The organism is Kitasatospora sp. NPDC090308 (genome assembly GCF_044769485.1).
Lineage (GTDB): Bacteria > Actinomycetota > Actinomycetes > Streptomycetales > Streptomycetaceae > Kitasatospora > Kitasatospora fiedleri.
In genome coordinates this window covers 329,063-345,722 of record NZ_JBIVXY010000005.1, presented here as the reverse complement: position 1 = coordinate 345,722, position 16,660 = coordinate 329,063, and the positions used below count along the sequence as shown (strand labels likewise).

Annotated in this window: 11 protein-coding genes; 4 read left to right on the top strand and 7 right to left on the bottom strand. The window is 74.7% G+C overall.

What is annotated here, in order from left to right; translation table 11 throughout:
* Positions 1-188: 188 nt before the first annotated feature.
* Both ACIQVD_RS14740 and ACIQVD_RS14735 read right to left on the bottom strand, forming a co-directional pair.
* Complete coding sequence (locus ACIQVD_RS14740; RefSeq protein ID WP_402289156.1) at positions 189-3,671, bottom strand: discoidin domain-containing protein; 3,483 nt, start codon at positions 3,669-3,671, stop codon at positions 189-191.
* Between the two features lie 47 nt (positions 3,672-3,718).
* Positions 3,719-5,497, bottom strand: coding sequence for a discoidin domain-containing protein (locus ACIQVD_RS14735; RefSeq protein ID WP_402289153.1), 1,779 nt, complete (start codon positions 5,495-5,497; stop codon positions 3,719-3,721).
* Between the two features lie 354 nt (positions 5,498-5,851).
* Between ACIQVD_RS14735 and ACIQVD_RS14730 the strand changes: the two genes are divergently transcribed.
* Positions 5,852-7,183: an MFS transporter gene (locus ACIQVD_RS14730; RefSeq protein WP_402289151.1), complete on the top strand. Its 1,332-nt coding sequence runs from the start codon at positions 5,852-5,854 to the stop codon at positions 7,181-7,183.
* A 78-nt stretch (positions 7,184-7,261) separates the two neighbouring features.
* Here the strand turns inward: ACIQVD_RS14730 and ACIQVD_RS14725 are convergent, their stop codons facing one another.
* From ACIQVD_RS14725 to ACIQVD_RS14710, 4 genes are all read right to left on the bottom strand, one after another.
* Positions 7,262-9,370 carry a cellulose binding domain-containing protein gene (locus ACIQVD_RS14725; RefSeq protein ID WP_402289149.1) on the bottom strand — a complete coding sequence of 703 codons (2,109 nt, stop codon included), beginning with the start codon at positions 9,368-9,370 and terminating at the stop codon, positions 7,262-7,264.
* A 357-nt stretch (positions 9,371-9,727) separates the two neighbouring features.
* Positions 9,728-10,330, bottom strand: coding sequence for an RNA 2',3'-cyclic phosphodiesterase (gene thpR / locus ACIQVD_RS14720; protein ID WP_402289146.1), 603 nt, complete (start codon positions 10,328-10,330; stop codon positions 9,728-9,730).
* Between the two features lie 46 nt (positions 10,331-10,376).
* Positions 10,377-11,228, bottom strand: a complete 852-nt coding sequence (locus ACIQVD_RS14715) for a fumarylacetoacetate hydrolase family protein (protein ID WP_400686320.1) — start codon at positions 11,226-11,228, stop codon at positions 10,377-10,379.
* Between the two features lie 363 nt (positions 11,229-11,591).
* A complete protein-coding gene (locus tag ACIQVD_RS14710; RefSeq protein WP_402289144.1) occupies positions 11,592-12,227 on the bottom strand; it encodes a hypothetical protein in 636 nt (211 codons plus the stop codon).
* 351 nt (positions 12,228-12,578) lie between these two features.
* Here ACIQVD_RS14710 and ACIQVD_RS14705 point away from each other — a divergent pair, with 351 nt between their 5' ends.
* A complete protein-coding gene (locus ACIQVD_RS14705; RefSeq protein ID WP_402289142.1) occupies positions 12,579-13,922 on the top strand; it encodes a hypothetical protein in 1,344 nt (447 codons plus the stop codon).
* A 145-nt stretch (positions 13,923-14,067) separates the two neighbouring features.
* Here ACIQVD_RS14705 and ACIQVD_RS14700 read toward each other — a convergent pair whose 3' ends face one another.
* Positions 14,068-14,337 carry a GlsB/YeaQ/YmgE family stress response membrane protein gene (locus ACIQVD_RS14700; protein WP_400686311.1) on the bottom strand — a complete coding sequence of 90 codons (270 nt, stop codon included), beginning with the start codon at positions 14,335-14,337 and terminating at the stop codon, positions 14,068-14,070.
* A gap of 268 nt (positions 14,338-14,605) precedes the next feature.
* Between ACIQVD_RS14700 and ACIQVD_RS14695 the strand changes: the two genes are divergently transcribed.
* A complete protein-coding gene (locus tag ACIQVD_RS14695; protein WP_402289140.1) occupies positions 14,606-15,619 on the top strand; it encodes a hypothetical protein in 1,014 nt (337 codons plus the stop codon).
* 122 nt (positions 15,620-15,741) lie between these two features.
* On the top strand, positions 15,742-16,548 hold the full coding sequence (locus tag ACIQVD_RS14690; protein WP_402289137.1) for a hypothetical protein: 807 nt from the start codon (positions 15,742-15,744) through the stop codon (positions 16,546-16,548).
* Positions 16,549-16,660 lie beyond the last annotated feature (112 nt).

The following is a 16,660-nucleotide window of genomic DNA, read 5'->3' as shown; positions in this document are numbered from 1 at the left end:
CCGACGCGCGACGCCCGATACCCGGCGCCAGGACGGTCGGAGAGGCCGCCGCGGCCGCCGAGGAGAAGCGGGGAAGCCGAGAAGCGGGGAAGCCGAGAAGCGGGGAAGCCGAGAAGCGGCGAAGACGAGGGCCGGGGGCGCCCCGAGGAGGGCGCCCCCGGCCGGGGGGGACGGGAAGGGGGGCGGGGTCAGTCCATCGTGTTGGCGACGACGGTGGTCGGGTTGGCGAGGGTGGCGGTCAGCGGCAGGTTGCGCGAGCTGTCACCGACCAGGATCTGGTAACTGCCCGCCGTGGCGGTCCAGTTGCTGCTTGCGGTGTCCCAGTGCGCCAGGTCGTGCGCCGTCACGGTGAAGGTGACGGTGCCGGACGCGCCGGGGTTCAGGGTGATCCGCTGGAAGCCCTTGAGCTGGTGCGGGGGCTCGCCGGTGGCGGCCGGGGCACCGACGTACAGCTGGGCGACCTCCGTCCCGGCCCGGCCGCCGGTGTTGGTGACGGTCGCGGTGACCGTCGCCCGGCCGTTGGTCAGCGGGCCCACCTGGAGGTTGCCGAACGCGAAGCCGGTGTACGACAGGCCGTGGCCGAACGGGAACAGCGGGGTGAGGTTGTTCGTGTCGTACCAGCGGTACCCGATCTTCAGGCCCTCCGAGTACTGCACGGTGCCGCCGGTGCCCGGCCACTGCGCGGGGGTGTTCGCCGGGACCTGGGAGAGCGAGGCGGGGAAGGTGATCGGCAGGTGCCCGGACGGGTTGACGTCGCCGAACAGTAGCGCCGCGATCGCCTCGCCGAACTCCTGGCCCTGGTAGAAGCCCTCGAACACGCCCGCGACCTGGTTCAGCCAGGGCATCATGATCGCGGAGTTGTTGCTGAGCACCACGACGGTGTTCGGGTTGGCCGCGGCCACCGCCGAGATCAGCGCGTCCTGGTTGTCGGGCAGGGTGAGCGTGGTGGTGTCGGCGGTCTCGTGGCCGTAGTCGTCGGCCGCGAAGACGATCGCCACGTTCGAGGACCTGGCGAGCGCGACCGCGGCGGCCTGGTCGGTGCCGTCGTTGTAGGCGACGGTGGTGTTCGTCCCCGCGGTGCGCTGCTGGATGCCGTACAGCGGGGTGTAGGTGCCGGAGCTGGTGGCGTTGCCGCTGCCGCCGCCCGAGGTGAGCGTGCCGGGCCCGGCCTGGGTGCCGATGATCGCGAGCGAGCGGCCGCCGTTGGCGTCGAGCGGCAGCAGGCCGTTGTTCTTCAGCAGGACGGTGCCCTCCTCGGCGCCGCGCAGCGCGACCGCCCGGTGCGCCGGGGTGGCGACGATGGCGGTCTTGGAGCCGCTGGGCGCCTTGTCGAACATGCCGAAGCGGAACATCTGGGTCAGCACCCGGGAGACCATGGTGTCGAAGGTCGCCTGGGTGACCTGGCCGTTGGCGACGGCCTGCAGCAGCGCGGTGGCGAAGAAGCCGCTGAACGGCATCTCGACCGTCTCGCCCGCGTTGGCCGAGGGCACGGTGGAGTGGATGCCGCCCCAGTCCGAGGTGATGAAGCCCTGGAAGCCGGCCTGCTGGTACATCGCGACGTTCTCCAGCGCCGGGTTCTGGCACGAGTACTCGCCGTTGACCATGCTGTACCCGCACATCAGCGCCGCCGCGCCGCCCTTCTCGATCGCGGTCTGGAAGGCCGGCAGGTAGATCTCCTGGAGGGCGCGGGTGTCGACGATCTCGTTGCCGGGCGCCGAGGGCTGCTCGACGTTGTACGCGGCCACGTGCTTGACCTCGGCCATCACGCCCTGGCTCTGCATGCCCTGGACGTCGGCGCTGGCGATCTGCCCGCTCAGGTACGGGTCCTCGCCGAAGGTCTCGTAGGCCCGTCCCCAGCGCGGGTCGCGCACCATGTTGACGGTCGGGCCGAGCGAGACGTTCACGCCCTTGCCGGCGAACTCCTGGCCGACCGCCACGCCGAACTCGTGCACGTAGTCGGTGTCGAAGGTGGCCGCGGACACCTCGCCGTCCGGGAACTGGGTGACGCCGCCGAGCCCGTCGCCGACGCCGCTCGGCCCGTCCTCGAAGTTGACGTCCGGGATGCACAGGCCGGGCTGCCCGGCGATCTGCCCGATGTACACCTCCGAGCCGTCGCCGTACAGCATCCGGTCCTTCTGCTCCTGGGTCATCGCGCCCATCAGCTGGGCGACCCGGGTGGCGACCGGCACGTCCGGCCGGTTGACCCACGGGCAGGTGCCCGGTGCGGGCTTCGGCGGCGGCGGGGGGATGGTGACGGTCTGGTTGCCGACCGTGCGGACGGCCAGCTCCCAGAGCGAGAAGCCGTACCCGGTGGCCCGGGTGGTGGCGTACAGCCGCAGGTAGCGGCCGGTGCCGGAGGCGTTCACGGTCTGGGTGCCGCCGGTGCCCGTCGTGGTGGACCAGACGGTCGTCCAGTTGGCGTCGTCGGTGGAGAGGTCGATCCGGAACCCGCTGGCGTACGCGTTCTCCCACTGGAGCACCACCTGGCACACCGGCAGGTTCCCGCCGAGGTCCACCACGATCCACTGCGGCTCCCCGACCTCGCTCGACCAGCGGGTCAGGGTGCTGCCGTCGGTCGCGTAGAACGCGTCGTACGCCGGGTTGCCGTCCTGCACCGAGGACCCGGTGGCCGGGTGCCCGAGCGCCGCGTTGACGGTGCCGCAGCCGCCGCCCCCGCCGGACGGGGACGGTGACGGGGACGGCGAGGGGCTGGTGCTGCCGCCGCTGCCGCCGGTGAAGACCTGGAACTCCCAGAGCGAGTAGCCGTACTGGGTGGCCCGGGCGGTGCCGTACACCCGGACGTACCGACCGGTGGCGGCGAGGTCCAGTGTCTCGGTGCCGCCGGTGCCGGTGGTGGTGGACCAGGCGGTGGACCAGTTCGTGCCGTCGGTGGAGGTCTGGAGCTGGAACGCCGTGGCGTACGCGGCCTCCCAGCTCAGCACGGCCCGGCAGAGCGTCAGCGCGGAGCCGAGGTCGACCTGGAGCCACTGCGGGTCGGCCGCGGCGCTGGACCAGCGGGTGCCCGCGTCGCCGTCCACGGCCGCGGCGGCCGGGAAGGCGTCGCTCTGCTGCGAGGAGGCGGTCACCGGCCGGTTCTGCGCGGCGTTCTGGGTGCCGCAGACGGCCCCGCCCCCGCCGCTCCCGGCCGTCCCGTAGACCTGGAACTCCCAGAGCGAGTAGCCGTACTGGGTGGTGCGGGCGGTGCCGTACACCCGGACGTAGCGGGCGGTGCCGCTGACGTTGAGCGTCTCGGTGCCGCCGGTGCCGGTGGTGGTGGAGTAGGCGGTGGTCCAGGTCGAGCCGTTGGCGGAGAACTGGAGCTGGTACGCCTTGGCGGCGGCGGTCTCCCACTGGAGGACGACCTGGCTGACCGTCTGGACGGTGCCCAGGTCGACCTGGAGCCACTGGGGGTCGGCGGCGGCGCTGGACCAGCGGGTGCCGGTGTTGCCGTCGACGGCGGCCGAGGCCGGTGTCCCGGCGTTCTCGGTGGACGAGGCGGTCGCGGGCTTGTTCTGCGAGAGCAGGGTCCCGGCGGCCTGCGCGGCGGGCGCGCCGGAGACCAGCAGGGTGGTGAGCAGGGCCAGGACGGCGAGCGCCGCCGTCCACAGCGTTCTGACGGTGGGGCGGGGCACCGGGGCGGAGCCCGGTGGGCGTGCTGCGCGTGCGTTCACGGATCTCCTCGCGGACGGCGGTCGAAGGGGCGGACGGGCGGCCGGGCTCAGTAGCCGACCGCGACCTCCAGCCACTGCGGGTTCGCGTGCGAGATGTAGGAGGACTGGCTCGCGTAGTCGTCGTACGGGAAGCCGTACGCCAGCGAGTCGATCGCGCGGTCGTGCCAGAACTTGGCGTAGTAGTTGGCCGGGCCCGCCGCGTAGTACTTGCTCGGGTCGGACCACTGGCTCTGCGGCAGCGTGGCGACGTGCCGGTTGAGCGCCGCGCACATGCCCGGGTCGCCGGCCAGGGTGCCCGCGCAGCCGAAGATGTTCGAGGTGGACTCGTTCACGCCGACCGAATTCGCGTACGCCGTGAAGTAGTTGGCGTTCACGCCGCCGGTGCGGAAGCTCGGGTCGCTGCCCGGCGCGATGATCCGGTACGGGGCCTCGGTCTGCGCCAGCACCTTGAACTCCTGCGGCACGGCGTTCGCGAAGTCCTGGAACAGCTGGGTGCGGCTCTCGTTGAACACCGACTGCGCGTCACCGACCTGCACGTCGTAGCCGTCGGTGGTGTGCAGCCGCATCGCCAGCGGCAGGGCCCAGGCGTCGACCCGGGTGGTGTTGCCGTTGAACACGTTCGCGCCGACGGTGAACTCGATGAAGTCGGCGTACCGGCTGGTCGGCGAACCGAGGTAGAAGTACATCCGGCCGGAGGAGTTGGCGGGCATGTCGAGGTAGGGCTGCTCGGCGATCGAGTGGGTCTGCCCGTTGAAGCTCCAGTAGACCTGGCTGTCCGGGTAGGCGCCGTTGGTGCGGTTCAGCACCTTGACCGTCAGCACGTTCGAGGCCGGCGGGATGGTGCTGGTGTCGCCCCAGAACGGGTCGGTGCCGGTCCCGGAGGTCGGGCTCGGGCTGGGCGAGGAGCCCGTCCCGGTGGTGAAGACCTGGAACTCCCAGAGCGAGTAGCCGTACGGGGTGGTGCGGGCGGTGCCGTACACCCGGACGTAGCGGGCGGTGCCGGTGAGGTTCAGGGTTTCGGTGCCGCCGGTGCCGGTGGTGGTGGAGTAGGCGGTGGTCCAGTTCGTGCCGTCGGTGGACAGCTGGAGCTGGTACGCCTTGGCGGCGGCGGTCTCCCACTGGAGCACGGCCCGGCAGACGGTCTGGACGGTGCCCAGGTCGACCTGGAGCCACTGGGGGTCGGCGGCGGCGCTGGACCAGCGGGTGCCGGTGTTGCCGTCGACGGCGGCGGAGGCGGGTGTCCCGGCGTTCTCGGTGGACGAGGCGGTCGCGGGCCGGTTCTGCGCGGCGTTCTGGGTGCCGCAGGTGCCGGGCGCGGAGGAGCCGCCGTAGACCTGGAACTCCCAGAGCGAGTAGCCGTACTGGGTGGTGCGGGCGGTGCCGTACACCCGGACGTAGCGGGCGGTGCCGCTGACGTTGAGCGTCTCGGTGCCGCCGGTGCCGGTGGTGGTGGAGTAGGCGGTGGTCCAGGTCGAGCCGTTGGTCGAGAGCTGGAGCTGGTACGCCTTGGCGGCGGCGGTCTCCCACTGGAGGACGACCTGGCTGATCGCCTGGCTGGTGCCGAGGTCGACCTGGAGCCACTGGGGGTCGGCGGCGGCGCTGGACCAGCGGGTGCCGGTGTTGCCGTCGACGGCGGCCGAGGCGGGTGTCCCGGCGTTCTCGGTGGACGAGGCGGTCGCGGGCTTGTTCTGCGAGAGCAGGATCCCGGCGGCCTGGGCGGTCGGCGCCGGGGCCAGGGCGAGCAGCAGGCTCGCCAGCAGGGCGGCGACGGCGAGGAGGGCGCACAGCGGCGTCCTCCAGTGCAGGTGGGTGCGTGGCGCGAGCATCTGACGGCTCCTCGGGTGCGCGTGCAGGTGGGGGTGGGATGTGCGGGCGCGCAGCGAGAGAGAGGGGAGCGCTGAGAGCGCTCTCTCGCCCCAGCAGTGTGCGGAGCTGGGAGAATGCATGTCAAGCGGGAGAGCGCTCTCCCATTTCGGCGCTCGGAGACGGTCTGAAACCGGCACGTCGGAGGGGTCGGCCGGGCGCACCGGAACGCGGGATTCCGCCCCGGGCGGAGGGTCGGGGCGGGGCGCGGCTAGGGTGCGTGGGGGCACCGGCCGGTCCGCTTCTCAGGTCCGTTCGGCGCGTTCCGCCCGTTCCGTCCGCTCCGCCTGTCCCGTCCCCCGGAGGCCCGCGTTCCCATGGAGTCCAGCCCGGAGTTCCGTGTCCCCGTGCAGGCCCCGCCGGGCGTCCGTCCGGCGGACCGCTCGGAGCCCCGGCCGCCCGGCGCGGCGGTCCGCCGGCACCGCCGGGCCCTGCAACTCTGCTTCGGGATACCCGGGCTGGCGCTCGCCACCTGGGTCACCCGCACCCCCGACGTCCGGGACCGGCTGCACGCCTCCACCGCCGAGATGGGCCTGGTGCTCTTCGGGATGTCGATCGGCTCGATGCTCGGCATCCTGGCGGCCGGCGCGCTGGTGGCCCGGTTCTCCACCCGGCCCGTCATCATCACCGGCATGGGCCTGGTGCTGGCCAGTTCGGGCACCACCGCCCTGGGCGCGGCCCTCTCCTCGGCCCCGCTGGTGGCCTTCGGCCTGCTGCTGATCGGCGCGGGCGTGGGCCTCTCGGAAGTCGCCAGCAACGTCGACGGCGCCGACGTGGAACGCGCGTACGGCCGCCCCGTCCTACCCGCCCTGCACGGCTGCTACAGCCTCGGCACCCTGATCGGCGCCGCCCTCGGCGCGGGCGGCGCCGCGATCGGCCTGCCCGTCCCCTGGCACCTGGCCGCCGTCCTGCTGGTGACCGCCGTGCTGTTCGCCCTCGCCCTGCCGGGCCTGCGCCCCGGCCTCGGCCGCGCCACCGGTGCCGACGCCGGTACTGCCGCCGGTGCCGACGCGCCGGTTCCCGGCAGTGCCCCGGCGGTGACGGCGGCGGACCGGCGGCCCTACCTCGACCCGCGGCTGCTGCTGATCGGCGGCGTGGTGTTCGCGATGACCCTGGCCGAGGGCTCCGCCACCGACTGGCTGCCGCTGCTGATGGTCGACGGCCACGACATGCCGGCCGGCCTCGGCTCGCTGGTCTACGCCGGGTTCGCCGCCACCATGGCCGCCGGCCGCTTCGCGGGCGGCCCCGTGGTCGCCCGCCTCGGCCGTCCCCTGGTGCTCGGCGGCGGCGCGCTCCTCACCGCCGCGGGCATCGCGCTGGTCTCGCTCGTCGACTCCCCGGCCGCGGCGGGCTGCGCCGTCCTGCTCTGGGGCCTGGGCACCGCCCTCGGCTTCCCGCTCGCGCTCTCGGCCGCCGGGGAGTCGGGCCCCGACACCACCGCCCGGATCGCCCTCACCTCCCGGATCGGCTACGTCGCCCTGCTCGCGGGCCCCCCGACGCTCGGCTTCCTCGGCGAGCACCACGGGCTGCGGGCCGCGATGCTCCCGGTCCTGCTCCTGGTCCTCACCGCCGCCGCCCTCTCCCCGTCCACCGCGACCCGGGCCCCGTCCCCGGTTCCGTCCCCGGCCCCGGTCGGCAACGAGACCTGACCGCCCGTCGACGACGCCCGACCGGCCGGGAGCGGGGGCTCCCGGCCGGGTGCGCGGGCGGCGGCCCGGTGCGGAGGGTCAGCCGATGGTGCGGCAGACCGTGCCGTTCAGCCGGAACACCGTCGGGGACGGGTTGGCGCCGTTGTTGCCGCCGACGAAGCCGAACTCGGCGGAGGTGCCGCCGTTCGGCGCCAGGCGGGCGTTGTCCCGGCCGTTGGTGACCCGGACGTGCTGCCCGGTGGCGGCGATGTCCGCGTTCCACCAGGAGCCGACGGACTGTCCGGCGGAGGGCCAGTCGAAGTCCAGCGTCCAGCCGTTCAGGTCCGCCGGGCCGGTGTTGCTCACCACGACGTCGGCCACGAAGCCGTTGCCCCAGCCGCTGGTCACCCGGTACGAGACGGTGCAGGTGCTGTCGTCCGGGGTGCCGGTGGTGAAGGTCAGCGGGGCGGAGGGCCGGGAGAGGCGCCCGGCCTGGTCGCGGGCCAGCACGTTGACGGTGTGCCGGGAGCCCGGCGGCAGGTTGCGCAGGGTGGTGGAGGTGCCGGTCGAGGAGCCGATCAACTGGACGGTGGTGCCCAGCTGTTCGTAGACCTCGTAGCGGTCCGCCGCACCGGTGGCGGCCGGCCAGGACAGGGTCGCGGTGGTGGCGTCCACCGCGGTGGCGCGCGGCGCGCCGGGGGTGCCGACGGTGGCGGCCGACGAGCCGGTGCCGGGCTTGGCGTGCACGGTCAGCACGGTGATCGAGTACGGGGCCAGGGTCACCGAGGCGGCGGTCGCGGTGCCGGTGGCGTCCACCAGGCCCGGGTCGCCGGGCGCCCAGCGCTGCACCGCGGGGGCGGCGGTGCCGGGGGTGAAGCCGAGGTAGCGCAGGTCCGCGGTGTGGGTGGTGGCGGGGCTCCGGTTCAGCAGCAGCACGCCGAGGTCGCCGTCGGCGCGCAGCACCGCGTGCGAGGAGACGTCGGGGCCGGAGGCGCCGGAGGCCAGCATGGTGTCGCCGGGGTCGCCGAGCGCGCCCAGCGCCTTGATGCCGTGGTACGGCGCGAACGGCGTGTTCACGGCCGGCTCGCAGACGCTGCCGGTGCAACTGCCGTTCGACAGCAGGCCCATGTCGCCGTAGTCGGTCTCCCCGTTGACGGTGGTGATCGGGCCCGCGCCGTTGTGGGTGTCCCACCAGTCGACGCTGAACACGCCGTTCTCCAGCGCGGTGCTCATCGCCTCCGCCGCGAACAGGCCGTTCGGGCGGCTGGTGAGGGCGCCGTTGCCGGAGTCGGAGTTCACCTCGGTCATCGCGATGCCGATGCGCGCCGAGTCCGCGCCCGCGTACCGGTCCAGCAGGCTGCGCACCTCGCGCAGTTCGCCGGGCAGTTGCCGCACGGCGGCCAGCGCCTGCTCGCCGCCGCCGGCGTTCGGGTACCAGTGGACGCTGACGAAGTCCACGTCGTGCGCGACGGCGGCCAGCACGGTGTGGTTCCAGTCGCCGCTGTCGCCGGCCGCGACGATGCCGTCCGGCCAGTTGCCGGGCATGGTCAGCACCGCGCCGATCTTCACCGTCGGGTCGACGGCCTTCATGGCCGCGGCGTACGCCTTGACCTCCCGGGCGTACTGGTCCGGCGACTTGTCGGCGTGGGTGTCGTTCTCCCAGCCGCTGCCGTAGACGCCGTTGCCGTAGATCTCGTTGCCGATCTCCCAGTACTTCGCCCCGTAGCCCTTGGTGACGTTGGCGTACCGGACCCAGTCCGCCGCCTCCTGGGGGGTGCCCGAGCCGTAGTTGGCGATCAGGATCGGCTGCGCGCCGGTCGCCCGCACCGTCCCCATGAACGCGTCGAACCCGGTGCCCGGGGCGACGTAGCCGCCCGGCGCGGTGTGGTCGGCCCAGTGGTAGATGTCCGCGTACGAGCCGCCCGGGTAGCGCAGCGCGCCGATCCCGGCGTCCCGGTAGAGCGAGGCCACCTGGGGGTCGTTCATGGCGGAGTCCCAGATGGCGGTGTTGACGCCGAGCGCGGCCGGATCGACGGTGCCCAGGCCCGCGTTCGCGTTCACCGTGACCGTGGTGTCGCCGACGGGGACGGGGTCGGCGGCCGCGGCGGGGGCGGACAGCGGCAGCGCCGCCGCGAGCACGGCCAGGACGGCCGGGGCCGCCGCGGCGAGCGGGCGGCGGGGCCCGGCTGATCTCCTGCGGAACAGCATGGGGGTCGTTCCTCCCGGGTGGGGCGCCGGCCCGGGGCCGCACCACGGCGGCCCCGGGCCCGGACGGGGGCGGGGGATGTGAGGGCGGTGCGGCGTACGGTGCCGCGGGGCGGTCGACGGTGCGTGCGCCGACCGCCTTGGGAGCGCTCCCATGGTGGGAAGGCGAGCCGGGGCTGTCAATCCCGCGCCCGTGCCCCCGGCCGTCCGCGCAGCTCCGGGGGCCGCCGGGGCGGGTGAAACGTTCGCGGGGGGCCGGGCGGCGGGGTTCCGGGCCGTGGGGTTCCAGGTGGCGGGGCCTCGGGCGGTCGGGCCTCAGGCGGCCGGGTCTCGGGCGGTGCGGCCTCGGGCGGCGCGGTCTCAGGCGGTGCGGTCGGGACGGCCGGCGGTGGCGAAGGGCCAGGACTCGATGTCGCGGTAGTGGATCGGGCCGGGGCCGCGGGCGGTGTTGCTGCCGACCAGGTGCAGGCGCGCCGTCCACCAGCTCCGGCCGGTGAACCCGGCGAGGACGGCGGCGCTCGCCGGGACGCTGGTGGCGTCGTCGCGGCGGGCCCGGGCCAGCGTCAGGTGCGGGTGCAGCGGGCGCTCCCGGAAGCCGATGCCCCGGGCGCGCACCAGGCCCCGGACCTCCTCGGCCAGCCGGTGCAGCCCCGCCAGGTCCCCGTCGACGCCGCTCCACAGCAGCCGCCCGTCGAAGTGGCCCCCGCCACGCAGCCCCAGCCGCAGCGCGGGCCGCCCGACGGCGGCGCCGGACAGCGCGGAACGCAGCAACGGGACCGCGCCGGACGGGAGTTCACCGAGGAAGGCCAGCGTGATGTGCCAGTCCTCGATCCGGTTCCAGCGCAGCCCGGGGTACGCCTCGTAGGCGGGGCGCAGCGCCCGGGCCAGCTCGTCCTTGGCCTCGTCGGGCGGGGCGAGCGCCACGAAAGCGCGCAGGGCCGGGGGCTCGGAAGGATCGTCCACCAGGGATTTCTAGCACCCCGGCCCGGCCTTGCCGGCCGTCGGCCCGTCAGGCGTCGGCGAGGGTCTGGCGCTGGGTGCCGAGGCCGTCGACGGACAGCTCGACCACGTCGCCCGCCCGCAGGTACGGCTTGTCGGGGCGGCCGAGGGCGACGCCGGCCGGCGTGCCGGTGTTGATCACGTCGCCGGGGTTGAGCACCATGTACTGGCTCAAGTACCAGACCAGGTACGGCACATCGAAGATCATGTGCGCGGTGCTGCCGTCCTGCCGCGACTCGCCGTTGACGCTCAGCCGCAGGCCGAGCGCCTGCGGGTCGGGCACCTCGTCCGGGGTCACCAGCCAGGGGCCGAGCGGGTTGAAGGTCTCGCAGGACTTGCCGAGGTCCCACTGCGGGGAGAAGTCGAGCTGGAACTCCCGCTCCGAGACGTCGTTGCTGACCGCGTACCCGGCGACGCACGCGGCGGCCCCGGCCGGGTCGGCGAGGTAGCGGGCGCGCTGCCCGATCACCACCGCCAGCTCCACCTCGTAGTCCGTCCGGGTCGAGCCGCGCGGCACCAGCACCTCGTCGTCCGGGCCGACGACCGTCGCCGGGTCCTTCATGAACACCACCGGCCGCGCCGGGATCGCCGCCCCGGTCTCCTCCGCGTGGTCCCGGTAGTTGAGCCCGACGCAGACCACCTTCCCGGGCCGGGCGACCGGCGCCCCCCGCCGCACCCCGGCACTCGCCACCACCGGCAGCGACCCCGCCGCGAGCGCCGCCCGCACCCGCTCGACCCCGCCCCCCGCGAGGAACGCCCCGTCGATGTCACCGGTCAGCCCGGCCAGCGAGTACGCGGTGCCGTCGGCGTCCAGGACGGCCGGCAACTCTTCACCGGGCGCGCCGATGCGCAGCAGCTTCATGGGGAACGGACTCCTCTGCGGGCGGGGACGGGGTGCCTGACGACCTTAGGTTTCCGGCCCGGGCCACGACAAGGAGCCCCCCTTCCCGGCGGACGCCGGTCAGGGGCCGGCGCGGATGCCCGGGCGAAGGCGGAGGGGGATCGCCCGGACACGGTGGGGCGACCTCGAAGCCGACGTCGGTCCGGGCAACTCCCGAGAAGCGCGTCGCGGTCCTTCGCGGCCGGTCGGGGCCCGACCGCCGGGAGAGCGATCGGGAAGGTTTCCGAACGGAACGGGAGCCGTCAATCCCCTTGGTGAAAAAGGGGACTGGTGGCATATCGGGTCCGTCCGTCCGACCGGTGTCCTCGGCGTTCTCGGTGGTTCTCAGTGCTCGAGGTCGGCGCGCATCCGGACGAACCGTGCGGCGGCGTCCGCCGGGGAGGTGGCGGGGAACAGCGCGACGGCGGCGGTGGAGGCGTCCGTCCAGCCGCACAGGGCGTCGGCGCCGAGCGGGAAGCACTCCAGGTTGCCGCCGAGCGGACCGGCCGGGTAGGCGACGGAGGTGCCGGGGCTGCCGGTGGAGCCCTCGCCGAGCGCGTAGTCGATCAGGCCGCGCCACAGGTGTTCGCGGCGCTTGCTCGGGTCCTCGGGCACGTTGTCGACTCCGGCGAACAGCACCGGACGGCCGGAACCTCCCTTCGCCTGCCGGTAGTTGGCCTCCACCAGGGTCATCCCCTCGCGCATCTCGCCCGGGTCGACCGGCACGTCGCTCAGCTGCGCGTCCCCGGTGGCCCGGGTCAGGCCGCCCGCCGTGGCGGCCTCGGTCAGGGCGCGCTTGCCGCCCGACGCGGACGCGGAAGCCGAAGCCGAAGTCGACGCGGAAACCGAGGCGGACGTGGACGTGGGCGGGGCGGCGTCGGCGTCCGTGCCCTCCGGGTCGCAGGCGGCGAGGGTGAGCGTCGCGGCCAGCGCCGCGGTGGCGAGCAGGGTGCGGGCGGCGAGCGGGCGGCGTCTGGTCATGGCGGGTTCCTCCCGGGTGCGTGGTGGCGGAGCGGCCGACCGGACGGGGCGGCTGGACCCCGTGCGGCGGTACGGGGCAGGACGCTACGGCCGTCCGTCGGGCCGCCGGGGCGAAGACGCGGATTCCGGACCGCATCGGGACCGGACGGTGACACGCCGGCGGACCGGTCGCAGCGAAGGGGACGGGGGCGGGGGCGCGCCGGCGCCGGGCCGCCGGGCCGCCGGGCGTCGGGTGGAAAACCGTTTGGCCGAACGGCGCGCCGCGGCGATGATCGGGCGGGTGCGCGCCCCGGCCGGTGCCGGAGCGCCCCGTGGACCACCCCCCACCCCCGAACTCCAGGAGAAGACTGCGTGCACGCCGACCTCACCAAGGCCCGCGAACTGCTCGACGCCGGTGACCCGCAGGGCGCCGTCCGGGAACTGCGGAGCGTCGCCGACGGCCTGAGCGCCGCCGAACTCGCCCCGGCAGTGAGGCAGTTGGCCGAGCTGGTGGGGATCGACGACCTGGCGGGCGCCGCCGCCGAACTGGCCGCCGACCCGTCCGGCCCCGCCGCGCTGTACGCGTACGGGTACGCCTGCATCGAGCACGGCCTGTCCGAGTTCGCCGTCCCCGCGTTGCGCCAGGCGCTGCGCGGCGCGCGGCAGGCCGCCGCCGAGCCGGAGGCCAAGGCGGCCAAGCGGCGGCTGTTCGGCCGCTCCCGCCCGGCCGGGCCGGCGGTGAACCCGCGGCAGGTGCTGCTGGAGCTGGCCGTCGCGCTGGAGGACGGCGAGCGGCACCACGAGGCCGTCGAGCTGCTCCGGGAGCACCGGGACGTCACCGGCGACTGGCCCGACCGCTACCTGCTGGTGCACAACGCGCTGATGGCCGGGGACCTCGACCTCGCCCGGGAGGTCTTCGGGCAGCTCTCCGCGCCCGACGACACCTGGCGCCCCGCCGCCGACCGGATCCGCCGCACCCTGGCCCGGGCCGCCGCCGTCCCGCCGGCCGGCCCGGCCGACCTGCGCGGCTGGCACCACGTGCTCACCGGCGGCCTGCTCGCCACCCTCTCCCCGTACGGCCACGACGCCGGGATGACCGGCCGCTGGGCGTACTTCCAGGGCGGCTGGGACGACTGCCGGCTCGGCCTGGAGCGGCTGCGCGTCGTGCTGGACGCCACCGGCCGCCGCCCCGCCGCCGTCGCGCTGCTGCCCGACCGGGGCAGCCGGGCGCTCGGCCTGGCCGCGGCCGAGCTGCTGGGCCTGCCCGCCGCCCCGTACCGGCCGGGCACGCCGGACACGCTGGTGGTGGCGTACGACCTGAACGAGCTGGACGGGGAGGTGCTCTCCGCGCTGCACGAGCGGGCCCCCGGCGAGCTGCTGTACGAGCACGCCACCTGCTGGACGGACACCCCCGCGGTGTCGGCGGACGTCTGCGGCCTGCTGGTGCAGCGGATCGTCGCGCCCTGGGAGCCGCGGATGACGGTGGACGGGGACGGCGAGGTCACCTCGTCCCCGGCCGACGAGCGCCCGGCCGAGGAGCTGGCCCGGGAGATCCTGGCCGCCTCCGCCGAGCCCGACCCGGGCGACGGGGCGACCCCGCCCGACCCGGACGCGGCGCTGGCGGGCTTCGCGGCCCGCGCCGCCGCCACCTGGGCGACCGGCAGCCGGGACCGGATCCGCTCCGCCGGGCCGGTGCGCAGCTCCCGCTTCGACTGACCGGCCACCGCGTCGCCCGCCGCGTCGCCCGCCGCGCCGTCCGCCGCGCCGTCCGCCCGGTCCCCGGGAGGACCCCCGGCACGCCACCGCCCGCCCGGCAGGGAGCCGGGCGGGCGGTGGGTGGGTCGGCCGTGGACCGCGGGGGCTACCTGCCCGAGCGGGACTTGCTCCAGGCCGGGGCGACGAAGGCCACCAGGACGACGGCGAAACCGATCTGGAGCAGGTGCCTGATCCAGTCGATGCCGCCGGTGTGCCGGACGCCGATCCAGCCGGCCACCAGGTTTCCGAGCAGTGCGCCGACCGCACCGAGCAGCATGGTCAGCCACCACGGGATGGACTGCGGTCCGCGCAGGATCAGCTTGGCCAGCACGCCCAGCACGAAACCGATCAACAGAATCCAGAGGAGTTGGAACATCGAGACCCAGCCTTTCCGGTCGGGCGCCGGCGGTCGACGGCGGTGAGCCGTACACGGGCCCGCCGACGGGACGGTCCGCACCAGCCATGATCGCGTGCCGGGGGAGCCCGGGCATCTCGACGGACACCCGTTCGCCGGGTTTGCAGAACCCGGGCAAAGGGTACGCGCGGTAGCCGAACCGGAGGGTCCGGTGATTGCGTCACGACGCGATGTGATGGGATAAACGACCTCAGCAGACGTCAGGTCAGGTCCTACGGGGGGACACGGAATGGCAGCGGGTTTCGGTTACGAACCGGGCGAATTGGCGCGGATCCAGCAGGACTTCCAGGCGATCCAGCAGCGGATGGGTGAACTGTCCCAGCGGACCGGCCGGATCAAGGGCGTGATGGCCAGGGCCGTCACCACCGACCTCGCGGCGGGCGCCCTCGGCGGCGTCATCGGGTTCGGCGCGGTGGTCGCCCAGGTGCGTGAACGGGTCGGCGCGATCGAGCGGCAGGTCGCGGCCCTGGAGGCCACCAAGAACGAGCTCACCAAGAACCTCGGCAGCGACGTCAACAAGCTCGGCGTCATCGTCAAGCAGTACGCGGACGCCGAGCGGCGCGCCCGCGAGGGCGTCCGGAAACCCGGCCAGGGCGGCCACCCGGGGAAGCCGGCCGACCCGAAGAAGCCCGCCGGCGGCCACGGCGGCACGCACGAGGCCAAGCCCACCGGACCGAAGAAGCCGATGCCCACCAGCCCGAAGAAGCCCACCGGCGGCCACGGCGGCCACGGCGGCCACGGCGGTCACGGCGAGGACCCCACGCCGACGGTCTCCCACGAGGGTGCGATCAAGGTCGGCCAGGTCAGCTACCAGGGCGCCGGCAAGTACCGGAGCGGCGAGGCCGCCTGCCGCGAGTACATCTCCCAGGCCCTGGACGCGATGGGCGTCACCGACCCGAAGGCCCGCGCCGCCTGGACCGAGGGCATGCTGACCATCGCCTCCCGGGAGTCCTCGTACAACGCGCCCGGCTCGCAGATCAACGCCTGGGACAGCAACGCCCACGGCGCCGTCGTCGGCGACGGCAAGCCCGCGAACTGCTCGCGCGGCGGCTGGCAGTGCATCCCGAGCACCTTCGCGGCCAACCACGTCAAGGGCACCTCGACCGACATCTACGACCCGGTGGCCAACGTCGCGGCGTCCATGACGTACATCCGCAGCAGGTACAAGGTCGCGCCGGACGGGCACGACCTGGCGAGCAAGGTGCCGCAGGCCAACCCGCACCACAAGCCGCAGGGCTACTGACCGGGCCCCCGCCGGGACGGCCGTTCCCGCCCGGGGACGGCCGCCCCCGCCGCGCCCCGTCCCGGCCGGGCCCGTTCCCCCTTCCTCTCTCCACCGTCCTCGAACTCCCCAGGGATACATCCGTGCGTTCGCTCCGCCTCGCCGCCGCCACGGTGGCCTGCCTGTCCGCCGTCGCCTTCCTGTCGGCGTGCGACCCGGAGGGCACCGACACCGGTGACTCCGCCGCCTCCGCCGCGCCCGGCACCGCGTCCACCGCCACGGCCGCCTCCGCCGCGCCGTCCGCCGACGGCGCCAAGTCCCCCGCCGCGTCCAAGACCCCGGCCGCGCCCGAGGCCACCCCCGGGAAGGCCGGCCGGCTGCCCGCCGGGGTGTGGATCGACCCGAAGTCCGTGCCGCTGAACTCCGCGCTGCACTGGAAGGCGGGCCCGGCGAAGGTGCTCGGCGAGAAGGGCAGGCTGCGGATCGAGGAACTCTGCAAGATCCCGCGCGACGACTCCTTCGCCGAGGTGCCGATCGTGGAGACCGCCGCACTGGGCGGCGCCGCCGGGGACTGGTCGGCCGACGAGACGATCGCCAGCTTCGGCTCGTCCGCGAAGAGCAGCGCCGCGGCGCAGAGCGCGTACGCCCTGCTCACCGGCGTCACGGAGGGGCTGAAGGGCTGCGCCTCCACCGTGCCGGGCGCCACCGTCAAGGTCACCGTCGAGGACGGGGCGTCGGTGGCCGCCACCCTGACGGTGCCGCAGTCGGGCGGCGGCAGCACCGAGGTGCGCGAGTACCTGACGGCGAAGGACGGCTCGCTCGCCGAACTGACCCTGCACGCCCAGCTGCCCAAGGGCGGCCACCCGAAGACCGCCTGGTCCGGGGGCTCCGACGACGCGGTGCTGAACCCGCTGGGCGGCGCGGTGTGCACCGCGTTCGACGACTGCTGAGCCCGCTTCCCGTCCCACCCCGCCCGTTCCACCCCGCCTGTTCCACCCCTTCCGCCGGGCCGGTCCGCGTGCGCAACGCGGCCCGGCCCGACGGCGTTCCGGCGCGCTGCTC

Excerpts from the sequence above, each read along its gene's own strand:
- ACIQVD_RS14735 (WP_402289153.1), bottom strand. The coding sequence starts at position 5,497 with ATGCTCGCGCCACGCACCCACCTGCACTGGAGGACGCCGCTGTGCGCC.
- ACIQVD_RS14730 (WP_402289151.1), top strand. The coding sequence starts at position 5,852 with ATGGAGTCCAGCCCGGAGTTCCGTGTCCCCGTGCAGGCCCCGCCGGGC.
- ACIQVD_RS14725 (WP_402289149.1), bottom strand. The coding sequence starts at position 9,370 with ATGCTGTTCCGCAGGAGATCAGCCGGGCCCCGCCGCCCGCTCGCCGCG.
- ACIQVD_RS14715 (WP_400686320.1), bottom strand. The coding sequence starts at position 11,228 with ATGAAGCTGCTGCGCATCGGCGCGCCCGGTGAAGAGTTGCCGGCCGTC.
- ACIQVD_RS14710 (WP_402289144.1), bottom strand. The coding sequence starts at position 12,227 with ATGACCAGACGCCGCCCGCTCGCCGCCCGCACCCTGCTCGCCACCGCG.
- ACIQVD_RS14700 (WP_400686311.1), bottom strand. The coding sequence starts at position 14,337 with ATGTTCCAACTCCTCTGGATTCTGTTGATCGGTTTCGTGCTGGGCGTG.
- ACIQVD_RS14695 (WP_402289140.1), top strand. The coding sequence starts at position 14,606 with ATGGCAGCGGGTTTCGGTTACGAACCGGGCGAATTGGCGCGGATCCAG.